Below are 22,297 nucleotides of genomic sequence, written 5' to 3' on the forward strand. Positions count from 1 at the left end.
CAGCAGTAGCCTGCCCCACCATGACGACGAATGAAGCCGCTGGGTCGACACCTCGCGACCCCGAGGCCGTGGAAGCCACGGAGACCTCCGAGACCCTGCCCGCCCGGACGCCCTGGGGGGCCATCTGGCGCGGAGGTGTCGTTCTCGCCGTTCTCGCCGTCGGCGGCATTCCCTCCGCCTGGGCCGGGGGGAAGCTCGCGGCCTACGAGGATGAGCTGGTCATGGGCGGCGCCTTCCCCATCGCCGCGGTCGTCGGGGTGCTGGTGGGCCTCTGGCTGCGGGCTAGGAACCCCTTCCTTGTCGCCTCGCTGCTCGGCACCCTGTTCGCCGCGATCGGGGGCGCGAACTTGCTTCAGTACGACTACGTCTCCCGACGCCCGCCCTACCTCGCCGACGGCAACTGGGCCCTCTACGGGGCGGTTTCGGTGGCCCTTGGTGCGGCGACCGCCGTGGTGTCCATCGTTTGGGGAACGGTCAGCGGATATCGGCATCCTCGACCGCAGCCGCCCTCAAAGGCGCCGGCTTCACACCTCCCGACATCGAAAGCAAAGCCGGAAGTAAATGCAAGCAAATAGCATGGCAAAGAGAAATGCAATAAGGTAATGCGGAAGTAAAATTCGCAGGTCCCGGCCTTGTCGAACCTCTTCACCCGCTCTTCACATTCAGCTATCCCTTGCCTCCAGGTGTCGCAGCTTCGCCCTAGCGAAAATTCACCCCCGGCGATTACCGTCAACCCTCTTGCCGCTACTCTTGCGCCTCCGGGAGTTGACAGTGATCAAGCCTGCAGCAGCGACCGCTGAGGGGAAGCGGAACACCGTATGAGCGACCTACGCCTCGACGACACGATCTTCGAAGACCTGCGCAAGACGTTCTCCACGGTCAGCGACCGCATGGATGCCGCGCGCCGCGCCTTGCGCAACACCGATGGCTCCGCCGTCGGCGCGGGCAAGCTCGTCGAGGACGTGCACGAGTTCGCCGACGAGTGGGGCTACGGCGTCAAGCAGCTCGGCAAGCACACGCACGGCGCCGTCAAGATGATCGACAAGATCGGCGAGAAGTTCAGCGAGCTGGACCAGGAGCTTGCCGAGTCGCTCAAGTCGGCGAAGGCGGACTCGAAGAAGAAGGGCAAGTGACGTGGGGAAGCGCCCTGCCTTCCCGCACATCGGCTGGGACCCCACCCCGGGGGACGTGACGGACACCCGCGAGCTCGCGAAGAAGCTGGGCGGGCTCGCGACGGAACTCGGCTCCGCCGTAGGCGACTTGGAGCGGATCGAGTGCGGGGCCTGGAAGGGCAAGACCGCCCTCGCCTTCACCGAGTACATCGGGCACGACGTCACTCCGCTCGTCCGCAAGAGCCACGAGTCGTTCGACAAGGCGTCCCGGGCGCTGCACAAGTGGGCCGGTGAGCTCCAGGACTTCCAGGACGAGGCAGACCGGCTCGAGAAGTCGGCCGGGCGGAAGCTGGAGGCCCGCGAAGAGGCGAAGCCCAACAGCGAGGAGTCCGCCAAGGCGTCGGGAGACGTCGACGGTGTCACGCAGCAGGTCCACGACCTGGAGGACCGCTACAGCCGTGCCGCCGGAGCCATCAGCAAGGAGCTCGACAAGGCCGGGGACATCGCCCCGGACGAGCCCGGCTTCTGGGACAAGCTCACCAAGGGGGTCGCTGACGCGTGGGACGCCACGGGTCAGTGGATCAAGGATCACGCCGACATGATCAAACTGATCGGCGACCTGTTGAGCGATCTGAGCGGTGTTCTCGGGATGCTCGCCATCATCACCGCCCCCTTCGAGCCGATCGGCGCGATCTTCGCCACCGCCGCGGTCATCACGAGCGGGCTCGCCCTGGTGACGCATCTCGTGGCCAAGGCCGCGGGCGCCGACGTGAGTTGGGTGTCCATCGGGTTCGATGCCCTGGGGTCGCTGCCCGGTATCGGCGCCTTCGCGAAGGGGGTCAAGGTGGCCGACGGCGGTGTTGCCGCCGCGCGGGCGGCGCAGCTCGGCAAGGGCTTCAAGGGCGTCTCGACCATCAGCCGCAACATCATCGGCGTGGGGGACAACGTCGCCGGTGCCGCAAGCATGACCATCAAGGGCAAGACGATCGGTCTGGGCGGCCTCAAGGCCGGGGGTTTCATCTCGACCGAGGGCGGACTCATGAACCGTATGAGCCTGGTCGCCGAGCAGACCGTCCGCAACGGACAGTGGATCGGCACCCGAGGTATCCCCGGCCTCAAGAACATCGATTCCATGAGCAATCTGGGGCGCGGGATCGATGCCGCGTTCAAGATCGCACCCAAGGGCTGGTCCATCCCGAACCACATCGGAGAGATGACCAGCCCCGGTGATCGTCTCCAGGAATCCGCGGCAGCGCACTGAGCGGCGGCACACGATGCGGCCACACCACACGGAGCGGCCGCGAGCTGAGAGGACTTGAGGGCTGTGGACTGGTATCCGCCCCAGGGCGAGACGTTGCTCATGCGCGTGAACGTCTCCTTCGCGACAGGGTGCGCCCCCAAGGTCGCGGGACTGCGCTCCTTCCGGGATGCCGAGAGGCGGGACATCGAAGGCGAACTGGTCGCATCCGGCTGGCCGCCGGGCCCCGCTTTCGCCGTACGGGAGAAGGCCGACAGGGCAGGTGTACGCGCCCTGGACGTGGCCCTGCTCGGCATCCCGCGCCTGCTCAACATGGTCGCGAACGCGGGCGGCCCGAGCGGCGCCCCCTTCGGCGATCCACAGAGCGCGGGGAAGCCGCAGGAACCGGAGAACGAGGTCGAGGACTTCCCTGTCGTCTGGGCCGCGCCGGACACCGCGGCGCGAACCCTGCCCTGGCAGCTGGACCCCGCGCGGCGCCCCAAGGGGTACCGGACCGAGATCGTACTGACCGATCGCCGCCTCGTCGTATTGGGCGTCGAGCCTTCGGCCGGCCTGGCACCGGCTCAGGAGCTGTGGGAACTGCCCAGGGAGAACGTGGAGGGCGCCGAGCGGATGACCTTCTCCGAAGGCGGCGCCGACGTCAGGATCCGGTTCTCGGACGGCTCCTGGACACGCTGGAAGACCGGCGATGCCGCCAAGCTCGTGGACCGGATGAACGCGGAGAGCGAAGACCGATGAGCGATCTTGACCAACTGATCGGTGAGCGCCTGGCCCGCACTGTCCCACCGATGAACTTCGTCGTGCCGGAGGGGATACACGCCCTGCCGGTCGAGGCGTCAGCGGAGGAACGCGGCGCGGCTGCGGCCGACTTCGTCCGCGATCTCTATCCCGGCGGGGACAGCACCCTCTGGGAATCCGCGGCCCCGTACTACGCACAGATCACGGCAGCGATGGCCACGGCCGGCCTGGCCTTCTCCGCGCTCGGCATCTTCGGCCTCGACGGCCCGGGGGTCGCACACTGCTCGCTGACGGCCGCCTTCCTCCAGACCGATCACAGGGATCCTGATGTCGCGGCCCAGGGCACCCTGGCGACGCTCGCGCGTGATCCGCTCAACGACGCGCGCTGGCTCGACCTGCCATGCGGCCCCGCCGTCTCCTGTGTCACCCTGCGTGAACTCGCCCTCGATCTGGACCAAACCCTTCCGGCCGACGAGCAGCCCAAGCTCATCACCGGCCAGATACAGGTCCACATCCCGTTTCCCACCGGGCCATACATGGCTGTCTTCACGCTCGACACAGCGTCCATGGAGTACTGGGGCGAGTTCTGCGACATGATCATGGCGATCCTCCAGACCGTCAGCTTCCCGGAACCGATGTCGGAGGAGGGCACAGGAGCCGGCGAAGCCAGTCCGCACGTCCAGGAGGCCCCTTGACCACCGCCCAGCGCATGACCGTCACGTCATGACCTTCGCCGCCGCACATTCGGCCGCCGGTACGCCCCTCGTCACCCGACGGCCAGGCGGTGATTTCCCCGTCGCGATCCGGTCGTCGGACCGCGTCAGCCCGTACCGCGGTCTCTGCGAAGGCTTGCGCCATATGGTCATGGGGCCCGACGGCGAGGAGGTCGAGGGCCCGCGCACGGCCAGTTCCCTTGCACCGCCCCGTAGCAGCACCCCCATGGAAACGCCTCCGTCGCGACAGTAAAGTGCGCCCAATGAGTTACGGGGTGGGACGGGTGAGCGTGATGGGGAACAGTGCCGATCGTGCGTGGGCGCAGGGTCCCCATCGCCTACCTCGCGGCCGGCGCCGCCTCGCGTTGCTCGCCACCCTTTGCTCTCTTCTCCTGCTCGGCTTCGGCGCGGCCTCCGCTGCCGCGAAGCCCCCGCAGGACGGCAAGCGGAACGACACGAACGCCCCCGCCCACGCCCCCACCCAACCCGCCGCCCTCGCCGACCTCCTGCGCGCCGACCCCGTCTACGTGACCGACCAACTCCCCCGCGACATCCCCCGCTCCACCGCCCCGCAGTTCAAGAAGCTGGCCCAGCGGACCAAGGTGCCCACCTACGTCCTCGTACTGCCCGATCAGGGCGTCGGCAGTGACCGGCTGCTCGCGGCCGTGCATGACCGGCTGGGGCGGGACGGGCTGTATGTGCTCGTCGACGACATGGGCGTCGCCGAGGCCACCGCCTTCGGGGTGCGGGCGCCCGCCGATGACGCCTCGACCGTCGCGCTCTATGAACTTCCGTACGACGCAGGTCCGTTGCTCAGCTTCGAGCGGTTCACCGACGTCATCGCGCAGGGCGGCAAGAAGGCCGCCGAACGCGCGGAAGCCGCCCGCCAGGAGGACGCCGCCCACGGGGAGGAGGAGAAGCTGCACATCGATCCCGTCGATCGCGACAACCAGTCGTTCGTGACCGGGATCGCGCTCAGCGGCGTACCGCTCCTGATCATCGGCCTCAGTCCGTACGTACGCCGGTGGTGGCGCCGTCGCGTGACGGGTGTCGGCGCCGCCCCCAAGGCAGCGGGCCCGCCGCGTCGTCTCACCGCGCGTCGCGTCGAGGCCGGGGCGGCCGTGCTCGTCGCCGGGGCGATCGCCCTCGGCGCCTCCCTCGTCTTCGACCAGGAGACGGCCGACGCCGCGCCGCCGCCCACCGCGTCCGACCTGTCGAGCCGCGTCGATCGTGTCGCCGACGGGCTGCGGAAGGGCGGTCCCGTCTACAGCGATCCCGAGAGTCCGCACGTACTCGACTCCGCTCAGAGGCGTGAACTCGAGGAACGGGCCAGGGAGTTCGGGCGTGGGCCGGTGTTCTTCGCCCTTGTGCCGCAGCTCACCGAGGACGAGTCCGGGGGCGAGCCCGAGCTCTTCGTGGAGGCCGTGCGGCAGAAGATGGGCGCGAAGGGCGACCACGGCGTGTACGTCGTGGCCGATCCCCTTGGCGGCTCCATCGACGTCGTCACCTACGACGTACGCATCGACGCCAATCTCGTCGCCTTCGATCTGCCCGACTCCATCCGCTACGGCGATGACGACGACCGCTCCACCGACCACCGGCTCGGCGAGCGGCTCGACGACCTGATGACGTACCTCGACAAGGCGCCGCGCACCGACCGGCCCGAGACCTCCTCGCTCGGCATGGACGACGAGCCGGACCCCGTCGAGGAGAACGAGCTCTCCCCGCTCTTCTCCGGCGACTTCTGGCCGGGGCTCATGGTCGGCGCGGTCGCGGCCGGGCTCGTCTTCGGGATCGTCGCCGCACTGCTCGGCATCCTGCGCCTCGCGGTGCCGGGCCTCCGACGGCCGCGTACGACGTCGGCTCCTTCCGCCACCACGTCCTTCGAGGCTCCCCCGGACCCTTCCCGCGACTATCTGCGCCGCACGGCGCGCGACGAACTCGACGCCCTGGCGCGCGAGTTCGATGCCGCCGATGAGCAGAGCGCGCTCGCCTCCGCCGTCCGTACCCGCGTCTGGGACTGCCTCGACACCGCGACGCTCCTCGCCGACCGCGACCCCGACGGGCACGTCGACGACGACGCCACACCCGCCGACCTCGCGGCCGCCGTCGCCCTCGCGCGGGCGGGCCGCGGCGCGCTCGTCGGGGCCGACAAGACCTGCTGCGCGCTCAACCCGCTGCACGGCCCGGCCACGGGGTGGCGCGACGCCCAGTACGCGGCGGAGGACCAGCGCCTGCGCACCATTCCGGTGTGCGCGCAGTGCCGCGTCCTTGTCGCCGTGCAGCCCCGCCTCGCCCACACGCTCCGACTGACGCTCCCGGGCGCGCGGCGCGGTGAGCGCGTGCCGTACGAGGAGGCGCCGGGCCCGCTGCCCGCGGCTCGTGACGGAATCTCTCAACTCATCCGCAAGGTAAGGGAGTACGCCGGTGTCCAGTGACGTGAAGCGTGCCCTCGCGTCGGCGGGCGTCGCCCTCGCGTCGGCGGGTGTCGTCCTCGCGGCGCTCGTCGCTTCGGTGTCGCCGGCCGCCGCGCAGGTGCCCGGGGCGGCCGGAGCGCCCGGAGCGCCGAGTCCGGGCGAGAAGGTGGCCGACGCGTTGCGCACGTCACCCGTGTACGTCGACGCCGCGTACGCCGACTCCGTGCCTCCCGCCCGCCAGAAGCAGCTCGTACGGCAGATCGAGAAGACCGGCCTGCCGATCAAGGTCGCCTTGGTGCCGATCGTGCAGGGCGACGCGTACGACGGCGAGGCCGACGCCTTCGCGGAGGTCGTGCACGACCGCGTCGATCGCGTCGACCGCCGCGGACTCGTCCTCGTGACGGGCGGCGACAAGTGGACCGGTGATCTGCACGGTTTCGAGTGGCCGGGCGAGAAGCACCAGGCCCGCGACGCGGTGGGCGCGGTCGGCTTCTTGGACGAGATGAAGGACGCGGGGCTCGCGGATCAGACGGAGAAGGCGATCGAGCTGATCTCGGAGGGCGACGGCACGAAGGTGTACGAGGACGCCACGGAGCATCTGGGGGACGGTGACGGCAGCAGCGGCAGCCTCCCTCGCGAGGACTCCGACGGTGCGGATGACGGCGGCTCTCCCTGGCTCCTGCCGGTCGCGGTCGCCGTCGCTCTCGCCCTGGCGGCCGGGGCTCTGCTCGCGTTCGTGGGCGTACGCCGTCGGAGGCGCGGCCGCCCTCATCGCTACCCGAGCGCGACCGGCTCGCCCTTCGCCTTCCCCCAGGCGGTGTTCGCGGCGGCGCGTACCGCGGACGAGGCGGCGCTGCGGCGCCAGACCGAGGCGGAGGTCCTCGCGCTGGGCGAGGCGGCCAGGTCCGCGGACACCTCAACTCCCGGCCTGCAACGGGCACTTGACGCATACGCCGCCGCAGGCACCGTCCTGGATGCGGCGCGCGGGCTGCCGGACCTGGCGGGTGTGCTGGCCCTGGTGACGGAGGGCCGGGACGCACTGGACCAGAGCGCACTGGACCAGAGCGCACTGGACCAGAGCGCGCCGGACCAGAGCGCGCCGGACCGGGACGCGCCGACCGCGAAGGGCGGCGCGGCATCGCCGCTGCCCCTCTGCTTCTTCAACCCCCTGCACGGCCGCGCCGACCTCCGCATCCGGTGGCGCCCCCTGGGGCGGCGCGATCAGCTGCACGTCGCGGCGTGCGAGGAGTGCGGGGCGGCGGTCCGCGCGCGCCGGGCGCCGGAGGTGCTCACGGACGAGGGTCCCGAGGGGCGCAGGGTGCCGTACTTCGAGGTGCCGGGCGAGCGGAGCGTGTGGGCGGCCACGGGGTACGGGTCGCTGCTCCGGGACGCGGACGGCGAGAGCGAGGGGCTTGCGGCGCGGGTGGGGCGGGGGGGCTTCTCGCGGGGGCGGGGACGGGAGTGAGGGCGGGGGCAGAGGCGGGGGTGAGGCTTGCCCTGCATCAAGGCCGCCAAGGCCGCAGCGAGCGCGCCCTGAACTCCGCGCCCCCTTGGTCCAGTTACGCGCCATGAGTGACCTCTGCCCCGGCAGCCGGAAGGCCGCCGGGGCCTCCCGTTGGGCGCGGCTTCGCGTCACGACACGATGACAGTCCGCCGGAATCAGCTGAGTTGCGCCGATATCGAACCTGGCGGAACCAACAACCCCACGGATAGCGTCAGCCTGCTGGAGACACCCCTCGCCCCACCGGGAGCCGACCGTGAATCGCCGCACCATGCCCGTCACCGCCGCGCTCGCCGCGACCGCTGCCCTGCTCCTGACGGCGTGCGGCAGCGGGGACGACGGCAAGTCCAAGGACAACGACAAGATCGCCGGTGCCGATCAGGGTGCCGACAAGCCGAAGAAGTCGCCCGACGCGTCGGGCGCCCCGGTGGACGACAAGCCGGACGGCGTCGACCTGACGCTGCCCAAGGACATGGACCTCGTCTTCGACTGGGACAAGCCGAAGAACAAGAACGAGGCGGCCGCGATGGACGACGCCGCCAACTTCTTCCGCGCCATCTACCGAGGCGTCGACAAGCGCACGGCCAAGGACCCGGCCGTCATCACTTACGCCACGGGCGAGGGGCTGCGCTACGCGAAGACCCAGATCGACGGACGGGTCGACGGCGGCTGGACCGCCACCGGCACCCGGCGCCACTACCAAGCCACCACACGGTCCACGGCGAACGGCAACTCGGCAGAGGTCACGTCCTGCGTGGACTCCAGCAAGTTCTACGGCAAAGAGGTCAAGACCGGAAAGATCCAGAAGACGAAGCCCAGCATCTCGGACTTCGACCACTTCAGGATCATCATGGTCAAGCCCCCCACGGGCAAGGGCCCGTGGCAGGCATCCAAGGTGTTCGTCGAGACGAAGGCGGAGAAGTGCCAGTGAACAGGTCACGGCGTAAGGCACTCAGCACCGGCGCAGCGGCTCTGGCGCTTGCTCTCAGCACCTTCGTCCTTGCTGAGTCCGCATACGCGGGCGAGCCCGAGAAGAACGACAAGGGCGCCAGCACCGAGGAGAAGGGCGGCAGCGACAAGACCGGCATCTACGCCGCCGCCAAGGTCCAGTACTCAGGAGCAGTCACCAAGAACGGCGGCAGCGGAAACGTCTCTTCCGCGGACGTCAACTGGGATCCGCCGCCCTGCTGGTACGCCCCGTACCTCGGTGCCAAGGACTTCAAGAAGAAGATGTCCGCCGACATCGAGGACCAGCTGGACACCCCCGGCCTGGGTTCGGGGGGAACCGCCCTGGGCCAGCTCAAGCGCCACTACGAGGACGACTACGGCTGGACCGACACCCCCGGTTACAAGGACTACAACGTCGACAAGGACGGCGAGGGGATGTTCTGGGCAGGTGTCGAGAACCCCAACGAGCCGGACGCCCTCAAGCGGATGTCGTGCAGCGACATCCCCTTCTGGGTCGACAACGGCGAGCCCGCGCCGCCCCAGTACGAAGAGGCCATCACGCCGGAGATCCTCGCGGCGCTCGCCTACCAGCACATGGAGCTGCCCGGCACCAAGGTCACCCTCGCGCCCGAGGGAACCACCAAGGTGAACCTGCCGACGTGGGCCTGGCTCGACAAGGCCGTCTTCGATGACGTGAAGGCGACGGCGGCCATCAACGTCCCCGGCTTCAACCTCGAGGCGACCACGACCGCCACCCCCAAGTCCCTCACCCTGGACCCCGGCACCAAGGACGCCACCACCATCCCCGCCAACGGTGAATGCCCCATCGTCGACGGCAAGATCGGTGAGGCCTACGCCAAGGGCAAGTCCAAGGAGACCCCGCCCTGCGGCATCACGTACCGCCGCTCGTCCGGCGGCGAGACGTACCCGCTCAAGGCCTCCCTCACCTGGGAGATCAGCTGGACGGGCACGGGCCAGGCCGGGGCGGTCGGCATGCCCGACGGCACGATCGAGGCCGTCCAGGACATCACGGTCGAGGAAGTGCAGTCCATCAACCGATAGCCCAGACACCCCTGTCCTCGAGCAGCACCACGAGCTTCTACGGATCACTCAAGAGAGCGAACGCCGCCTCGGCGTTTCCAGCAGCCGATGCACTGGCAAACCTGACTGCTCACTTAGACCCCGGCCGCCTCACAGCGGCCGGGGTCTTCCGTTGCTGCACCCTCCGCCACGACCTTTGCTGCGCCCTTCGCGTTACGACACGATGACAGTGCACCCAGATCTGGCGGCTTGCCCGGTTATGAGCCCTGGCGGAACCAACAGCCCCATGGATAACGTCGGCCCGATGGAGAGACCCATGCCCCACCGGGAGCCGACCGTGAACCGCTGCACCCCGCTCAAGGAGCGCCGGGATGACTGATCTCGGTGTGGACTACGACTACCTGTACACGATCAAGAAGGACCTGGGAATCGTCCGCAGAGAGTTCAAGAACTGCTCCGGACATCAGGACGACCTGCGCGACGAGTACGGATCTCCTTTCGTCTCGGGGGCCATGGAGGAATTTACCGACAACTGGGACGACCACCGCAAGGAAATGCTGGGGAACATCGAAAAGGTCGGCAAGCTCGTCGAGCAGGCAATCGAGAACTTCGAGAAGCTCGACAAGGAACTCGCCGAGGCAAACAAGCGCAAGAAGAAGTGAGGGAGAAACTCACGTGGCTGGCCGTCCGGTCGACTGGTCCCCGATTGCCGAATCAGACCCGACTCCAGGCGATCCAGAGGCGGTTCGCCAGGAGGCTAAGCGGCTCTCGACCATTGCGGAAACCTTGGCTCGGCAAGTCAAGAAGCTCCGCGAACTCGGTGATGACGACAACATCAAGGGTAAGTACGCGACAAGCCTGAAGGAGGAGTCCGACGAACTCGCAGGACGCTTCGAAAAGACCAAGGGGCGCTACGAGAAAGTATCGGGCCATCTGAAGTCCTGGGCGACCGAGTTGGAGTATGCCCAGGGCCTGGCCAAGAAAGCGCGTGACAAGGCCCGGGCCGACGAGAAGGACGAGGAAGCCGTAGAAGATGCGCGTAAGCAGCTCTTGACCGCCACCTCTCACTTCAACAGCCACGCGATCGCGGCGCGCACGAAGATCCTGGACGCGATCGACGACGCGGTGGAGGACAGCCCCTGGGACGATCTGGTCTCCTGGGCCAAGGAGCACGCAGAGGGATTCAAGCTCTTCCTCGATGTGCTCAGCTGGATCGGTACGGCATTGGCCATCGTCGCGCTCTTCGTTCCAGGCCTCAATCTCCTGGTCATCGGGATCGGCCTCTTGGTCGTGGCGGGCCGCTTCGTGTTGGTGAAAGCCGGGAAGGCTACCTGGATGGACGTCGCCTTCGACGCCTTCGGGCTGCTCACCATGGGGCTCGGCCGGGGCGCCATGGCCGGGCTCAAGGCCGCGAGCAAGTCGACCCGCGCCGCCTCGACGGTGCACAGGGTCACCAAGCTCAAGGACGGACTGCAGGCCACCAAGTCCCTCCGCAACCAACTGGCCAACAGGCTCGCGGGCTCGACCGACGACGCGGCCAAGGCAGCCGTCCGCCAGGAGATGACCGCCCTCCGCAAGGGCATCGCCGGTCGTGCCGGACGCGTGGCCGACGAAATGCCGCCGCCCAGCGGCTGGTCCAAAGCAGCGCACCTCGGGGACGAGGAGCTCGCCTCCTTGCGCCAGGGGATCAAGCACAACAAGGCGCTCTTCGGCGAGGGACTCTCACAAGGCACCAAGCTGGGCGGAAATGCCGCGTACAGCGTCGCCATGGGATCCGCCTACGCCGGTACGGCCGTCGACTGGGGCGACAAACTGCTGGGTGACAATGACACCTTGAACGCCGCGAGCGACGGCCTCGGCCTTCCGCACAAGCCCAGCTGGGAGGGCTACAACGACTTCAAGGCCAGCCACGGCGTGAGGCAGGCAACGTCCGTCTGGTGAACACGCGCAGCAGCAGCAGGCCATGTCGTAAGGAAAGACGCAAGGAACCAGGAGCCCCTCACATGGTGGACAACAGAACGGTCGGTGCGGTGAGTAGCCTCTCGCCCGAGGACCGAGTGGTGATCAGGAATGCGCGGATCGCCATCGTGACCCCGCTCGCCTTTCTTGTCATCGCCATTGTCGGCGGAGTCCTCATCTCGTCCGAGGCCATCCCGAAATCACTCAGTGGTGTCTTCCGTGTCCCGGGGCAGGTTCTGCCGTTGCTGGCTGTCGCCGCCCTGTCCGCCGGCGTCGTCGTCCTCCACAACCAAGGCAGATGGCGCAAGGAATTCGTCCGCTACTTCGCAGGCGGTGGCCTTGCACAGCTCGCCCCGCTGCTTCTGCTGATGCACCACATTCCCGCGGTACTCGTCGCGCCTCTGTTGCCCGCTGCCGTCACGCTCGCCTATGCGGCGCACAATCGAAGGAGCCACCGCGATGCCGCCGGCTGACACCAGAAACGCATGTGGCTACACCCTCATCATTCCGCCGGGGTGGACGAGAATCCCGCTGAGGGAAGGCACCGAGGAGGCGGTCAAGGAGATCGTCGACGAGGCTGCCGAGAGGATCTCTGGCGATCTGCCCAGGGACAAGGTGACAAAGGCGCGTCTGGAGCTGTACCGACGGCTGAACTCCTCGGTCAAGGAAGCACAGCGACGGGGCGGTGTGGACCTCTACCTTCCCGTGGAGCCGATGCACGGGCTTCTCATCGCCGCTTCCATCATCGTCGCCAAGGTGGACACCGTGCTGCGCGACGGAGCCGACCGGCAGGACGTACTGACGCAGTTGCTCACCGATTCCACGGACGTCGAATCCGTGGAGGTGGCGGGCTCGGCGGCCGTACGCAAGGAACGGACGGTGGACGCAGACCCGGAGAAGGGCGCCGAAGCGCCGTCGAAGCATGTCGACTACATCGTGCAAGTACCGTCCTCCGGTGCGGATTCCGGCTGGGTCGTCGTCAGTTTCAGCACCATCGGTGACGGAGACCCCGCAGGCGACGTCACCGAAGTCCTCGTCGAACTCTTCGACGCCGTCATGACCACGTTCCGCTGGAGGACCGAGTGACCGTCACCTTCTCCCTCGACTCGGACAGCGACGCCACCGTCTGGCCCGCCATGCCCGTTCTCGGCGAAGGACGGGGGGCCGCGCGGGAGCGCAAGAAGTGGGCCCGCCGCACATCGGAACTGCTCTGGTCACTCGTCGACGATGAACCGGTCGACAAGAAGAAGGTCAAGATGCTGGCCTTCGAGCTGGACTCCGCGGCCGAGCTGATCCCCCGCACCATTCCGGTGCACCAGATCTTCCTCTACGTTCCGGACCCTCGCCGGGAGTTCCTCACTTTTCTCGTGCATGCGGGACCGAGCGAGGGGGACGTCGACTCGAAGCTGGAGGAGCTCGTCCAGAAGAACGAGCCGGGGGCTGCCCAGGACCCCGAGGTCATCGACTTCGACACCGCGCGCCTGGGGCGGGGCATGCGCTCGATCCGCTTCTTCGTCGCAGCCAAGGCCAATGCGATGTGCTGCTCGGTGAACTACGCCTGGCGCATCGAGTCTCTCGGCATCGATGTGATCGTGCGAACCCTCGGTGAGGACATCGGGTGGATCACGTCGAACATCGACGAGTTCGACGACTTCGCCAGGAGTCTCTTCGTCAACCTCGACACATAGCGCACAGGGACCTGCCGTCAGCCGTTGGCGGGGCGGCTCAGCTTCCCGTTGTCCGCGAAGTCACCGGCCCGGTGCGGTGAACCGCCACCTCGTGGAAGTTCACCGCACCGGAATGCTTCACCAGTTCAAGGGCGTGACTACTTGCCCTTGACGCCCCTCGCGAGGTCGTCGTCCAGGTCCTCGTACGCCTTCGCGGCGCTGGTCAGGAACTTGCCCATGCCCGTGAGGCCCTCGATGGTGTCCTTGGCGCCCTTCTTGAACTCCTTGAAGGAGTCCTCGAAGGCCTGCGAACCCTTGCGAGTCGTGTAGCCGTTCTTCACCAGGTTCTCGATGAAGCGCTCGAGAGCGTCGAGCTTCTCATCGATCTTGTCCTTGGCGTCGTTCAGCTTGCCCGCCGCGGTCCGCATCTCCTCATATGTGATATCAGCGTCTTTGGCCATGTGGCTTCACATCCAATCCAACTCGCCGCAGGGCCATCCCCCTTGGCTCCTCAGTGCGGGCCGCTCGAAGGCCGTGTGACCACTCGTACGATCTTCCGCTCTTGAGTCAGCAGCTTACGGGTGGGGCAGAAGTGAGCACACCCCGGTTGAGTCACAGCTCTGCTATGAGCTCGTGCACAGCCCGTTGCCTGCGGGAAGGGTGGAGCGGCTATCGTCACAGGAACTGTGGACAGCCTCACAGGCACTGTGGACCAGCCCATGTGACCGCCTTCCGGAAGCGGTCGCGAAGGGCTGAAGGGGAGGACGATCGTGCGCCTGACTCTGACCGTCGTCGATCCGCTCGGCGGCGCCAACGCCGACGTCGTGCTCGACGCCGATCCTGAGTCCTCCGTGGGGGACATCGCCAAGGAGCTGGCCTCCCATGTGGGGTACGGCGGCGGCGACGCACAGATCATCCCCATCGGCGGGCATCAACTGCAGCCGGGCCCAGGTCAGGGCGGGGCGCCGATCGTCTTCGTGGACGGCTATCCCATCGACGCCGCCGCGACCATCGGGACGTCGCCGCTGCGCGAGGGCGCCGTCGTCAGCCTGCACGACCCCGCCGGGTGCCTGCCCGGTGAGCCCACCGGTCTGGTCGAGCTGCGCGTCGCGGGCGGGCCCGTGGCAGGCGCCGTGCACCGGCTCGGGATCGGGCGCTACGACATCGGCAGCGGACCCGCCTCGTACATCCGCATCGACGACCCGGAACTGCCCGCGCGCGCACTGACATTGTCAGTTGCAACCGATGGCACCTGCCAAGTCGCCGTACATGGGGATATAGACGGCGTATCTCTCGAAGGCAAGCCGTTCGGTGAAGTCGAGGAGAGCGAAAAGGACGAGACGGACGAGGAAGGCAAGAAGGGCAGGAAGGGTAAGAAGGGGAGCAAGAGGAATAAGGCCGATAAGGGGAATCGCAGCGGCAAGGGAGGGGAAAAGCGCGACAAGGGAGAGTGGCCGCTCGGCGCTCAGATCGCCATCGGCAATACCCTTCTCGAACTCGACCGCTATGCCCCGCCCAATGCCGCTCTGAAATGGTCGGAGGACGGCACGGGGCTTGATTACAACCGGCCTCCCCGACTGCGTCCGCCCGAGCGGCAGACCAAATTCAAGCTGCCCAATCCGGTACGTGATTTCGAGGCCCGGCCGCTGCCCTGGCTGATGGCGCTCACGCCGCTCGTCGGTGCGCTCGTATCGGTGATGATCTTCCAGCGCTGGTACTACCTGATCATGGCGGCGCTCAGCCCGCTCATCCTGTTCGGCAACTACTTCATGGACAAGAAGCACGGGCGCAAGTCCCATGCCAAGCAGGTCAAGGAGTACAACGAACACAAGGAGCGGATCGAGAAGGACGCCCAGGAAGCCCTCGTCGCCGAGCGGCTCGACAAGCGGCAGGCCATCCTCAGCCCGGCCGGGATCCTCTCCCTGAGCACGGGTCCCCGTACGCGGCTGTGGGAGCGGCGGCGTACCGACGAGGACCATCTGCTGCTGCGCGTCGGCACCGGGCGGCTCGACTCCGAGGTCGTGCTCGACGACCCCGAGCAGGACGACCACAAGCGCGAGGTCACCTGGAAGATCGAGGACGCGCCCGTCGCGCTCTCGCTGCGCAAGCTCGGCGTCATCGGCATAGCCGGGCCCGGCGACTCCGCGCAGGCGCTCGGCCGCTGGGCGGTCGCGCAGTCCTCCGTGCTGCACAGCCCCCTTGACGTCCAGTTCTACGTACTGACCGAGAACTCCGCACGCGAGACCTGGGACTGGACGCGCTGGCTGCCGCACTCGCGGCCCGCGGGGGCGCAGGACGCCAACGTACTGATCGGGACGGACGCCGAGACCGTCGGCTCCCGCATCGGTGAGCTGACCCAGATCCTCGCCGCACGCCAGAAGGCCGCCAAGGAGAACAACAACCGGCAGGGCGGTGCCTCCTTCGGCGACCCCGACATCGTGGTCATCTGGGACGGTTCGCGGCGCCTGCGGTCCATGCCCGGTGTGGTGAAGCTGCTGCGCGAAGGGCCCTCCGTGTCCATGTTCGCGCTCTGCCTCGACGCCGAGGAGCGGTTCCTGCCCGGTGAGTGCCAGGCCATCGTGATCGCCGAGCCGCGGCCCGAGGAGATCAGCCTGCCGGCCCGGCCCGCGCCCGGCGGCCAGACGCCCGCACCGCCCGCGCCCGGCGGCTTCCCCTCCTTCCAGGCCTGGCACTCCACCGAGGCCGACGACAGCGAGGAAGGCGCCGAGAAGCCCCTCGAACTGCGGCTGCGCGTCGAGCAGACGGGCGCCGCCCGCATCCGCTCCGTACGGCCCGACTTCGTGTCCCCCGCCTGGTGCGGGCGGCTCGCCCGCGCCCTCTCGCCGCTGCGCGACATCAGCGGCGAGACCGAGGACTCGGCGCTGCCCGGCTCCAGCCGGCTGCTCGACGTGCTCCAGCTGGAGCCGCCGACGGCCGACCAGATCACCGCGCGCTGGCAGATGGGCGGCCAGTCGACGATGGCCGTCATCGGTGAGTCGTACGACGGGCCCTTCGGCATCGACATGCGGCGGGACGGGCCGCACGGCCTGATCGCCGGTACGACCGGTTCCGGTAAGTCGGAGCTGCTTCAGACCATCGTGGCGGCGCTCGCCGTCGCCAACACCCCCGAGAACATGACCTTCGTGCTCGTGGACTACAAGGGTGGATCCGCGTTCAAGGACTGTGTGAAGCTGCCGCACACCGTCGGCATGGTCACCGACCTCGACGCGCACCTCGTCGAGCGCGCGCTGGAATCGCTCGGCGCCGAGCTGAAGCGGCGCGAGCACATCCTCGCCGCCGCCGACGCCAAGGACATCGAGGACTACCAGGACCTCGTACGCCGTGATCCCTCGCACCCGCCCGTGCCCCGGCTCCTCATCGTCATCGACGAGTTCGCCTCGATGGTGCGTGACCTGCCCGACTTCGTGACGGGGCTCGTGAACATCGCCCAGCGAGGCCGTTCGCTCGGCATCCACCTGCTGCTCGCCACCCAGCGCCCGAGCGGTGTCGTGTCCCCGGAGATCCGGGCCAACACCAACCTCCGTATCGCCCTGCGTGTGACGGACGGCGCGGAGTCCAGCGACGTCATCGACTCCCCCGAGGCCGGGCACATCGCCAAGAGCACGCCGGGCCGCGCCTACGTCCGCCTCGGTCACGCCTCCCTCGTCCCCTTCCAGTCGGGGCGTGTCGGTGGCCGCAGGCCCGGCGCCACCGACCCGGCGCTGCTCGCGCCGTGGGCGGGTCCGCTCGGGTGGGAGGACCTGGGCCGTGCCGCCCTGGTGAAGCCCAAGGCCGAGGCGCGCGAGGAGGAGGAGATCACCGACCTCAAGGTCCTCGTGGACGCCGTCCGCGACGCGAACACGACGATGGGCATTCCCGCCCAGCACAGCCCGTGGCTGCCCGCGCTCTCCGAGACGCTGCAGCTCGACGAGATCCCGCTGCCGCCCGGGAGTGACAAGCCGGGCTCGCTGGCCCCCGCTCCGTTCGGCCTCGAGGACATCCCCTCCGACCAGGCGCGCCGCCCGGTCGTGGTCAACTTCGAGACCTTCGGGCATCTGCTCATCGGCGGCGCCCCGCGCAGTGGCCGCTCGCAGATCCTGCGTACGCTCGCGGGCTCCATCGCCCGTACGCACTCGTCGGCCGACGTGCACCTCTACGGCATCGACTGCGGCAACGGCGCGCTCAACGCGCTGACCCGGCTTCCGCACTGCGGCGCCGTCGTCAGCCGTAACCAGACGGAGCGCGCGGTGCGCCTCGTCACCCGCCTCAAGGGTGAACTGACGCGCCGCCAGGACCTGTTGGCCGACAAGGGCTTCGCCGACATCGGCGAGCAGCGGGCCGCGGTGCCCGAGGAGGAGCGGCTCGCGCACATCGTCGTGCTGCTCGACCGCTGGGAGGGCTGGCTGCCGACCCTCGGCGAGTACGACCACGGCGAGCTGACCGACGAGCTCCAGGCGATGATGCGTGAAGGCGCGAGCGTCGGCATCCACCTGGTCATCACCGGTGACCGCCAGGTCCTCATCGGCCGCATGGCATCCCTGACCGAGGACAAGTACGGCCTGCGGCTCGCCGACCGCTCCGACTTCTCGATGCTCGGCATGAACGCGCGCAAGGTGCCGGAGGAGATCCCGCCGGGCCGCGGCTTCAAGAACGAGCACGGCACGGAGACTCAGTTCGCGCTGCTCGCCGAGGACTCCACGGGTCAGGGCCAGGCCGCGGCGATCTCCGAGATCGGCGAGGCGGCGGCGGTGCGGGACGCGGACGTGCCGCGCTCGCGCAAGCCGTTCCGCGTGGACAGCCTGCCGAGCCGGATCAACTTCGCCGACGCGTGGGAGATGCGGGACCCCGACGCATCGCGCTCCAAGCTGTGGGCCCTCGCGGGCATCGGAGGCGACGACATCATGGGCTTCGGTCCTGACCTGGCGCAGGGCGTGCCCACGTTCGTGGTGGCGGGCCCCGCGAAGTCGGGCCGCAGTACGACGCTGATGAACCTGGCGCGGTCCTATCTGACGCAGGGAGTACGCCTGATCATCGCCGCCCCGCGGCCTTCGCCGCTGCGTGAACTCGAAGGTCAGGAAGGCGTCCTGAAGGTCTTCAAGGACGACGACATCGAGAGCGACGACTTCAAGGAGGCCGTCGAGTCGGCGACGCCCGAGGAGCCGATCGTGTGGATCATCGACGACGGTGAGGTCTTGGAGGACTGCGACGCGGAACGCGAGTTCAAGCGCCTCGTGCAGCGGGGCTCCGAGCGGGGCCTCGGGCTGATCATCGGTGGCGACGAGGAGGAGGTGTGCGGCGGCTTCTCCGGCTGGCAGGTGGAGGCGAAGAAGGGACGGCGCGGAATCCTGCTCTCGCCGCAGGACTCGTCGAGCGGCGAACTGATCGGCATCCGGACCACGCGAAGCATGGTCGGCGGCCCGATCGCACCGGGCAAGGGCCTGCTGTACACGGGCAGCGGGGAGCCGGTCACCGTTACTACGCCGATGTGAGGCCAGGTCGGAGCGCCGCCCGCGCGTCGAAGGGGCAACGGCAGCGGCAGCCCCAGTCGCAACGGGCGCAGGGAAGCCGCTGGGGGAAGGCCGGGTTCGCCTGTCTGGTCCTGCTCATCGGAGGCGTTGCGGCCGCAGGCCTCGTCCTCGGCCCCTACGCCTGGGCCGGTGAGATGTGGCGCGACCTCGCGCCGGGCTGGCCGGGCGAGGGATACGGCTTCGCGGTCACGGCCGGGCTGCTTCTGCCGGTCGCGGGCGCGCTGGTGGCGTTGCCGTTGCGGTACATCAACTGGAAGCAGGACAAGCCCCGCTCGGCGGGATGGGCGGCTGCGGCGCTGCCCGGCATCGGCGCCTGCGTCCTCATCCTCTCCATCGCCATGCACACGATCCGCCCCAAGGGGAGCAGCCGGAGCGGGTACTGCCACTCCGGCGGCGAGTACTGCTGGGTCAGCCTGAACTATCCGTACGTGTGGGTGGTGGGGCTGGGGGCGACGGTGCTGGGTGTGGTGGCGGGTGGATGGCTGTACGGGGTGTACCGGCGGCGGGTGGCCTCCGGCAACGAATGAGCGGCGGGCGGTGCGGGGCCGACTGCGGGTTGTCAGTCCACGCGGGAGAGGGTCGCTTCGGGGTTGCCTGATTTCGCGTTCTCGGAGAGGTACAGCAGGGCGTCGCCCTTCGGGCGCAGCCGGACCGTGTGGGTGTTCTTGGTGCACTGCGCGGCACTCTTCGCCTGCCCCTTCCCCTCGGCCACGATCTCCTTCTTCGACACCGACTTCAGGACCAGGTCCACCGCGCAGACTCCGCCCAGTTGGTCCGTCTGTGTCATGACCGCGAAGCGGTCGCCCACCTTGCCCTGTTCGACCTTGAGTCTGAACGTGCCCATCGGGACGGCGCCGTTCGCCGCCACCGCCTGGCCCTCCCACGTACCGCGGTAGGAGGCGGGCACCTTGCCGGCGCCCGACGGCTGATCGCTTGCCGTCGCGGCCGGGGGCTGCTTCTGTGCGTCGCTCGACGCGTTGTCGTCCCCCCGGAACTGTCCCAGCACGAAGACCGAGCCGAGCGTCACCGCCGCCAGCGCGCCCGCGATGCCGAGCACGAGCGTGCAGCTGACCTTGCGGCCCTTGCCGTCTGCCCCGCTCGGCGTGGACGTTGCCGCGACCGAGACGCTCACGCGGCCGGGCGGATCCGATCGGCCTGACGTCTGCGTGGGGACGTACGCGGCTGGGATCGGTGCGTAGGAAGGGTCAGGGGGGCCGAAGGTCCCGTTCCCCTGTGGCGCTTCGCGTACCGCCGATGCCCCGCCCACCATCGACGTGCCGAACGGCACCGGGCCCGACGGCTGTTCCGCGACCCCCGCCCCGTCCGTCTCCAGGTCCAGGATCCGCACCGCACTCCGGCTGACCCGCTCCACCAGCGGGCCCGGCAGCCACCCTGCCGCCACGAGCGCGTCCGCGCCCGAGGGCGCGAGTCGGCTCGCGATCTGGTCCGGAGTGGGGCGCGCGGCAGGGTCCTTGGTCAGGCACTCCCTCGCCAGGTCGCGCAGATCGCCCTCCAGCGCGCCCAGTACGGGCTCTTCGTGTACGACCTTGTAGAGGAGCGAGGCCGACGAGTCACCCGGGAACGGCGAAGCCCCCGTGGCCGCGAAGACGAGTACGGCCCCCAGCGAGAAGACGTCCGCCGAACCGGCCACCCCCTTGCCGAGGATCTGCTCCGGCGACATGTAGCCGGGCGAGCCGACGGAGACGCCGGTCGAGGTGAGCGAGGCCGTGCCGTCCGTCGCCCGTGCGATGCCGAAGTCGATGAGCCGCGGGCCGTCCATCGTGAGCATGACGTTCGACGGCTTGACGTCGCGGTGGACCAGGCCGAGGCCGTGCACGTGCGTCAGCGCCTCGGCCAGGCCCGCGACCAGCACGCGTACGGAATGCGCGGGGAGAGGGGGCGCGTCGCGTACCGCGTCGGCCAGGGAGGGTCCCGCCGCGTAGCCCGTGGCCACCCACGGCACCGGCCCCTCCGGATCCGCGTCCAGGACCGGCGCCGTCCAGTCGCCGCCCACCCGCCGCGCCGCGTCCACCTCGCGCCGGAAGCGGGCGCGGAACTCCTCGTCGAGCGCGAAGTGCGGATGGACGACCTTCACCGCGACCGTACGGCCGCCCGAACTGCGCCCCAGATAGACCCTGCCCATACCGCCCGAGCCAAGGCGGCCAAGGAGCCGGTAGGGCCCGACGCTGGTCGGTTCGCCGGGATCGAGCGGGTGCATGACGAAGGCCTCCCCCGGACGCGCCGCACGGCCGCGACCACCCGGGCCGCCGCATTGTCTGCAGCTCAGGGTAGTCCTCGGGCACGCCCCGTGGTTCTGGCGTGCCCCACCGCGTACTACGGCTGCGAACCCAGCAGTTCCACCCGCACGTCCGCCGGGAAGCCCGTCGTCTCCCCCACCCGGCGCGCGAACTCCGCCACGCCCTCCAACTGCGCGCTCCCGAACCGGAAGTCCAGCGTCGTGAAGTAGCGCTCAAGGACCCCCGCGTCGAAGGCCTCCCAGCGCGCCGCCTGCTCGGACACCTTGCCGACCTCCTCCAAGGAGAGGTCGCGCGAGGCGAGGAACGCCTTGTGCACCGCGTCCACGACGTCGGGCTCGCGCTCCACGTAGTCGCGCCGGGCGGCCCAGACGGCGAAGACGAACGGCAGGCCCGTCCAGTCCTTCCACATCTGGCCCAGGTCGTACACGTCCAGACCGAGCCGTGGCCCGTCGATCAGGTTCGCCCGCAGCGCCGCGTCCCCGATGAGCACGGCGGCGTCCGCCTCCTGCATCATCACGCCGAGGTCCGGCGGACACGTGTAGTAGTCGGGCCGCACGCCGTGGCGCTCGGCGAGAAGGAGCTGCGCCAGGCGCACGGAGGTGCGCGAGGTCGAGCCGAGCGCGACCCTGGCGCCGTCCAGCTGGTCGAGGGGGACCTGCGAGACGATCACGCAGGACATCACCGGGCCGTCGCAGCCGACCGCCAGATTCGGGAAGGCGACGAGATCGTCGGCGTTCTTGAGGAACTCGACGAGGGTGACGGGTGCGATATCGAGATCGCCCCGCACCAGCTGCTCACTGAGCTTCTCAGGGGTGTCCTTCGTGAGCTCGAAGTCGAGCAGCGTTCCGGTCCGCGCGAGCCCCCAGTACAGAGGCATGCAGTTCAGGAACTGAATGTGACCGACGCGCGGCCGGGGGGTGCGACGGGGGCCGGGGAGCTGATCGGAGCCCACCCCGGCGATGGCGTCAACGGGAGAATTGTCCACATCGGGGAGGCTAGCCCCCTTGCGGTACGGTGCAGAAAGCGGGGCCCCGATCCCGCCTTTGTCAAGAGCTTCGGACCTGGTCCGTCAACCCCTCTGGGGGGTCCGTCAAACATCCGGGTGACGTGATCTTGCCCCCTATTGCTTTCGGCTGCCTGCGTGCTAAGCTCGCCGC

At 68.9% G+C, this 22,297-nt stretch carries 19 protein-coding genes; 16 read left to right on the top strand and 3 right to left on the bottom strand.

The window, feature by feature from the left end; genetic code table 11:
- The first annotated feature begins 20 nt into the window (after positions 1-20).
- The 14 genes from ABZ833_RS33835 (at position 21) to ABZ833_RS33900 (ending at position 13,375) form a co-directional block, all read left to right on the top strand.
- Positions 21-575 (top strand): hypothetical protein, encoded by a 555-nt coding sequence (locus ABZ833_RS33835; protein ID WP_361054855.1) that lies wholly within the window; start codon positions 21-23, stop codon positions 573-575.
- A gap of 243 nt (positions 576-818) precedes the next feature.
- Positions 819-1,133, top strand: coding sequence for a hypothetical protein (locus ABZ833_RS33840; protein ID WP_249588443.1), 315 nt, complete (start codon positions 819-821; stop codon positions 1,131-1,133).
- 1 nt (position 1,134) lies between these two features.
- Positions 1,135-2,373, top strand: coding sequence for an enoyl-CoA hydratase/isomerase family protein (locus ABZ833_RS33845; RefSeq protein ID WP_361054859.1), 1,239 nt, complete (start codon positions 1,135-1,137; stop codon positions 2,371-2,373).
- 63 nt (positions 2,374-2,436) lie between these two features.
- Positions 2,437-3,108 (top strand): hypothetical protein, encoded by a 672-nt coding sequence (locus ABZ833_RS33850; RefSeq protein WP_361054862.1) that lies wholly within the window; start codon positions 2,437-2,439, stop codon positions 3,106-3,108.
- Complete coding sequence (locus ABZ833_RS33855) at positions 3,105-3,803, top strand: hypothetical protein (RefSeq protein ID WP_361054865.1); 699 nt, start codon at positions 3,105-3,107, stop codon at positions 3,801-3,803. Before ABZ833_RS33850 ends, ABZ833_RS33855 begins: the two co-directional genes overlap by 4 nt.
- Positions 3,804-4,186: 383 nt before the next feature.
- Positions 4,187-6,259 carry a hypothetical protein gene (locus ABZ833_RS33860; protein WP_361054868.1) on the top strand — a complete coding sequence of 691 codons (2,073 nt, stop codon included), beginning with the start codon at positions 4,187-4,189 and terminating at the stop codon, positions 6,257-6,259.
- Positions 6,249-7,703, top strand: a complete 1,455-nt coding sequence (locus ABZ833_RS33865; protein WP_361054871.1) for a hypothetical protein — start codon at positions 6,249-6,251, stop codon at positions 7,701-7,703. Before ABZ833_RS33860 ends, ABZ833_RS33865 begins: the two co-directional genes overlap by 11 nt.
- A gap of 292 nt (positions 7,704-7,995) precedes the next feature.
- Positions 7,996-8,670 carry a hypothetical protein gene (locus tag ABZ833_RS33870; protein ID WP_361054874.1) on the top strand — a complete coding sequence of 225 codons (675 nt, stop codon included), beginning with the start codon at positions 7,996-7,998 and terminating at the stop codon, positions 8,668-8,670.
- A complete protein-coding gene (locus tag ABZ833_RS33875) occupies positions 8,667-9,749 on the top strand; it encodes a hypothetical protein (RefSeq protein ID WP_361054878.1) in 1,083 nt (360 codons plus the stop codon). The genes ABZ833_RS33870 and ABZ833_RS33875 overlap by 4 nt, the downstream gene beginning before the upstream one ends.
- 350 nt (positions 9,750-10,099) lie before the next feature.
- Positions 10,100-10,390, top strand: coding sequence for a hypothetical protein (locus tag ABZ833_RS33880; RefSeq protein WP_361054881.1), 291 nt, complete (start codon positions 10,100-10,102; stop codon positions 10,388-10,390).
- A gap of 13 nt (positions 10,391-10,403) precedes the next feature.
- A complete protein-coding gene (locus ABZ833_RS33885; RefSeq protein ID WP_361054884.1) occupies positions 10,404-11,669 on the top strand; it encodes a putative T7SS-secreted protein in 1,266 nt (421 codons plus the stop codon).
- Between the two features lie 62 nt (positions 11,670-11,731).
- Complete coding sequence (locus ABZ833_RS33890; RefSeq protein ID WP_361054887.1) at positions 11,732-12,160, top strand: hypothetical protein; 429 nt, start codon at positions 11,732-11,734, stop codon at positions 12,158-12,160.
- The gene (locus tag ABZ833_RS33895) at positions 12,147-12,773 is read left to right on the top strand and encodes a hypothetical protein (RefSeq protein WP_361054890.1); all 627 of its coding nucleotides are present in this window, start codon (positions 12,147-12,149) and stop codon (positions 12,771-12,773) included. The genes ABZ833_RS33890 and ABZ833_RS33895 overlap by 14 nt, the downstream gene beginning before the upstream one ends.
- A complete protein-coding gene (locus tag ABZ833_RS33900; RefSeq protein ID WP_361054893.1) occupies positions 12,770-13,375 on the top strand; it encodes a hypothetical protein in 606 nt (201 codons plus the stop codon). The genes ABZ833_RS33895 and ABZ833_RS33900 overlap by 4 nt, the downstream gene beginning before the upstream one ends.
- Positions 13,376-13,512: 137 nt before the next feature.
- Here the strand turns inward: ABZ833_RS33900 and ABZ833_RS33905 are convergent, their stop codons facing one another.
- Positions 13,513-13,815 (bottom strand): WXG100 family type VII secretion target, encoded by a 303-nt coding sequence (locus ABZ833_RS33905; protein WP_249588461.1) that lies wholly within the window; start codon positions 13,813-13,815, stop codon positions 13,513-13,515.
- Positions 13,816-14,124: 309 nt separating this feature from the next.
- Here ABZ833_RS33905 and ABZ833_RS33910 point away from each other — a divergent pair, with 309 nt between their 5' ends.
- Together ABZ833_RS33910 and ABZ833_RS33915 are read left to right on the top strand one after the other, a co-directional pair.
- Positions 14,125-18,843 (top strand): FtsK/SpoIIIE domain-containing protein, encoded by a 4,719-nt coding sequence (locus ABZ833_RS33910; protein WP_361054896.1) that lies wholly within the window; start codon positions 14,125-14,127, stop codon positions 18,841-18,843.
- On the top strand, positions 18,840-19,409 hold the full coding sequence (locus ABZ833_RS33915) for a hypothetical protein (protein WP_361054899.1): 570 nt from the start codon (positions 18,840-18,842) through the stop codon (positions 19,407-19,409). Before ABZ833_RS33910 ends, ABZ833_RS33915 begins: the two co-directional genes overlap by 4 nt.
- A 32-nt stretch (positions 19,410-19,441) precedes the next feature.
- Here the strand turns inward: ABZ833_RS33915 and ABZ833_RS33920 are convergent, their stop codons facing one another.
- Together ABZ833_RS33920 and ABZ833_RS33925 are read right to left on the bottom strand one after the other, a co-directional pair.
- Positions 19,442-21,100 (bottom strand): serine/threonine-protein kinase, encoded by a 1,659-nt coding sequence (locus tag ABZ833_RS33920; protein ID WP_361054903.1) that lies wholly within the window; start codon positions 21,098-21,100, stop codon positions 19,442-19,444.
- Between the two features lie 116 nt (positions 21,101-21,216).
- The gene (locus ABZ833_RS33925; protein ID WP_361055185.1) at positions 21,217-22,101 is read right to left on the bottom strand and encodes a menaquinone biosynthesis protein; all 885 of its coding nucleotides are present in this window, start codon (positions 22,099-22,101) and stop codon (positions 21,217-21,219) included.
- Between the last annotated feature and the right edge of the window lie 196 nt (positions 22,102-22,297).

Source organism: Streptomyces sp. NPDC047525 (assembly GCF_040643025.1).
GTDB classification, from domain to species: domain Bacteria; phylum Actinomycetota; class Actinomycetes; order Streptomycetales; family Streptomycetaceae; genus Streptomyces; species Streptomyces durmitorensis.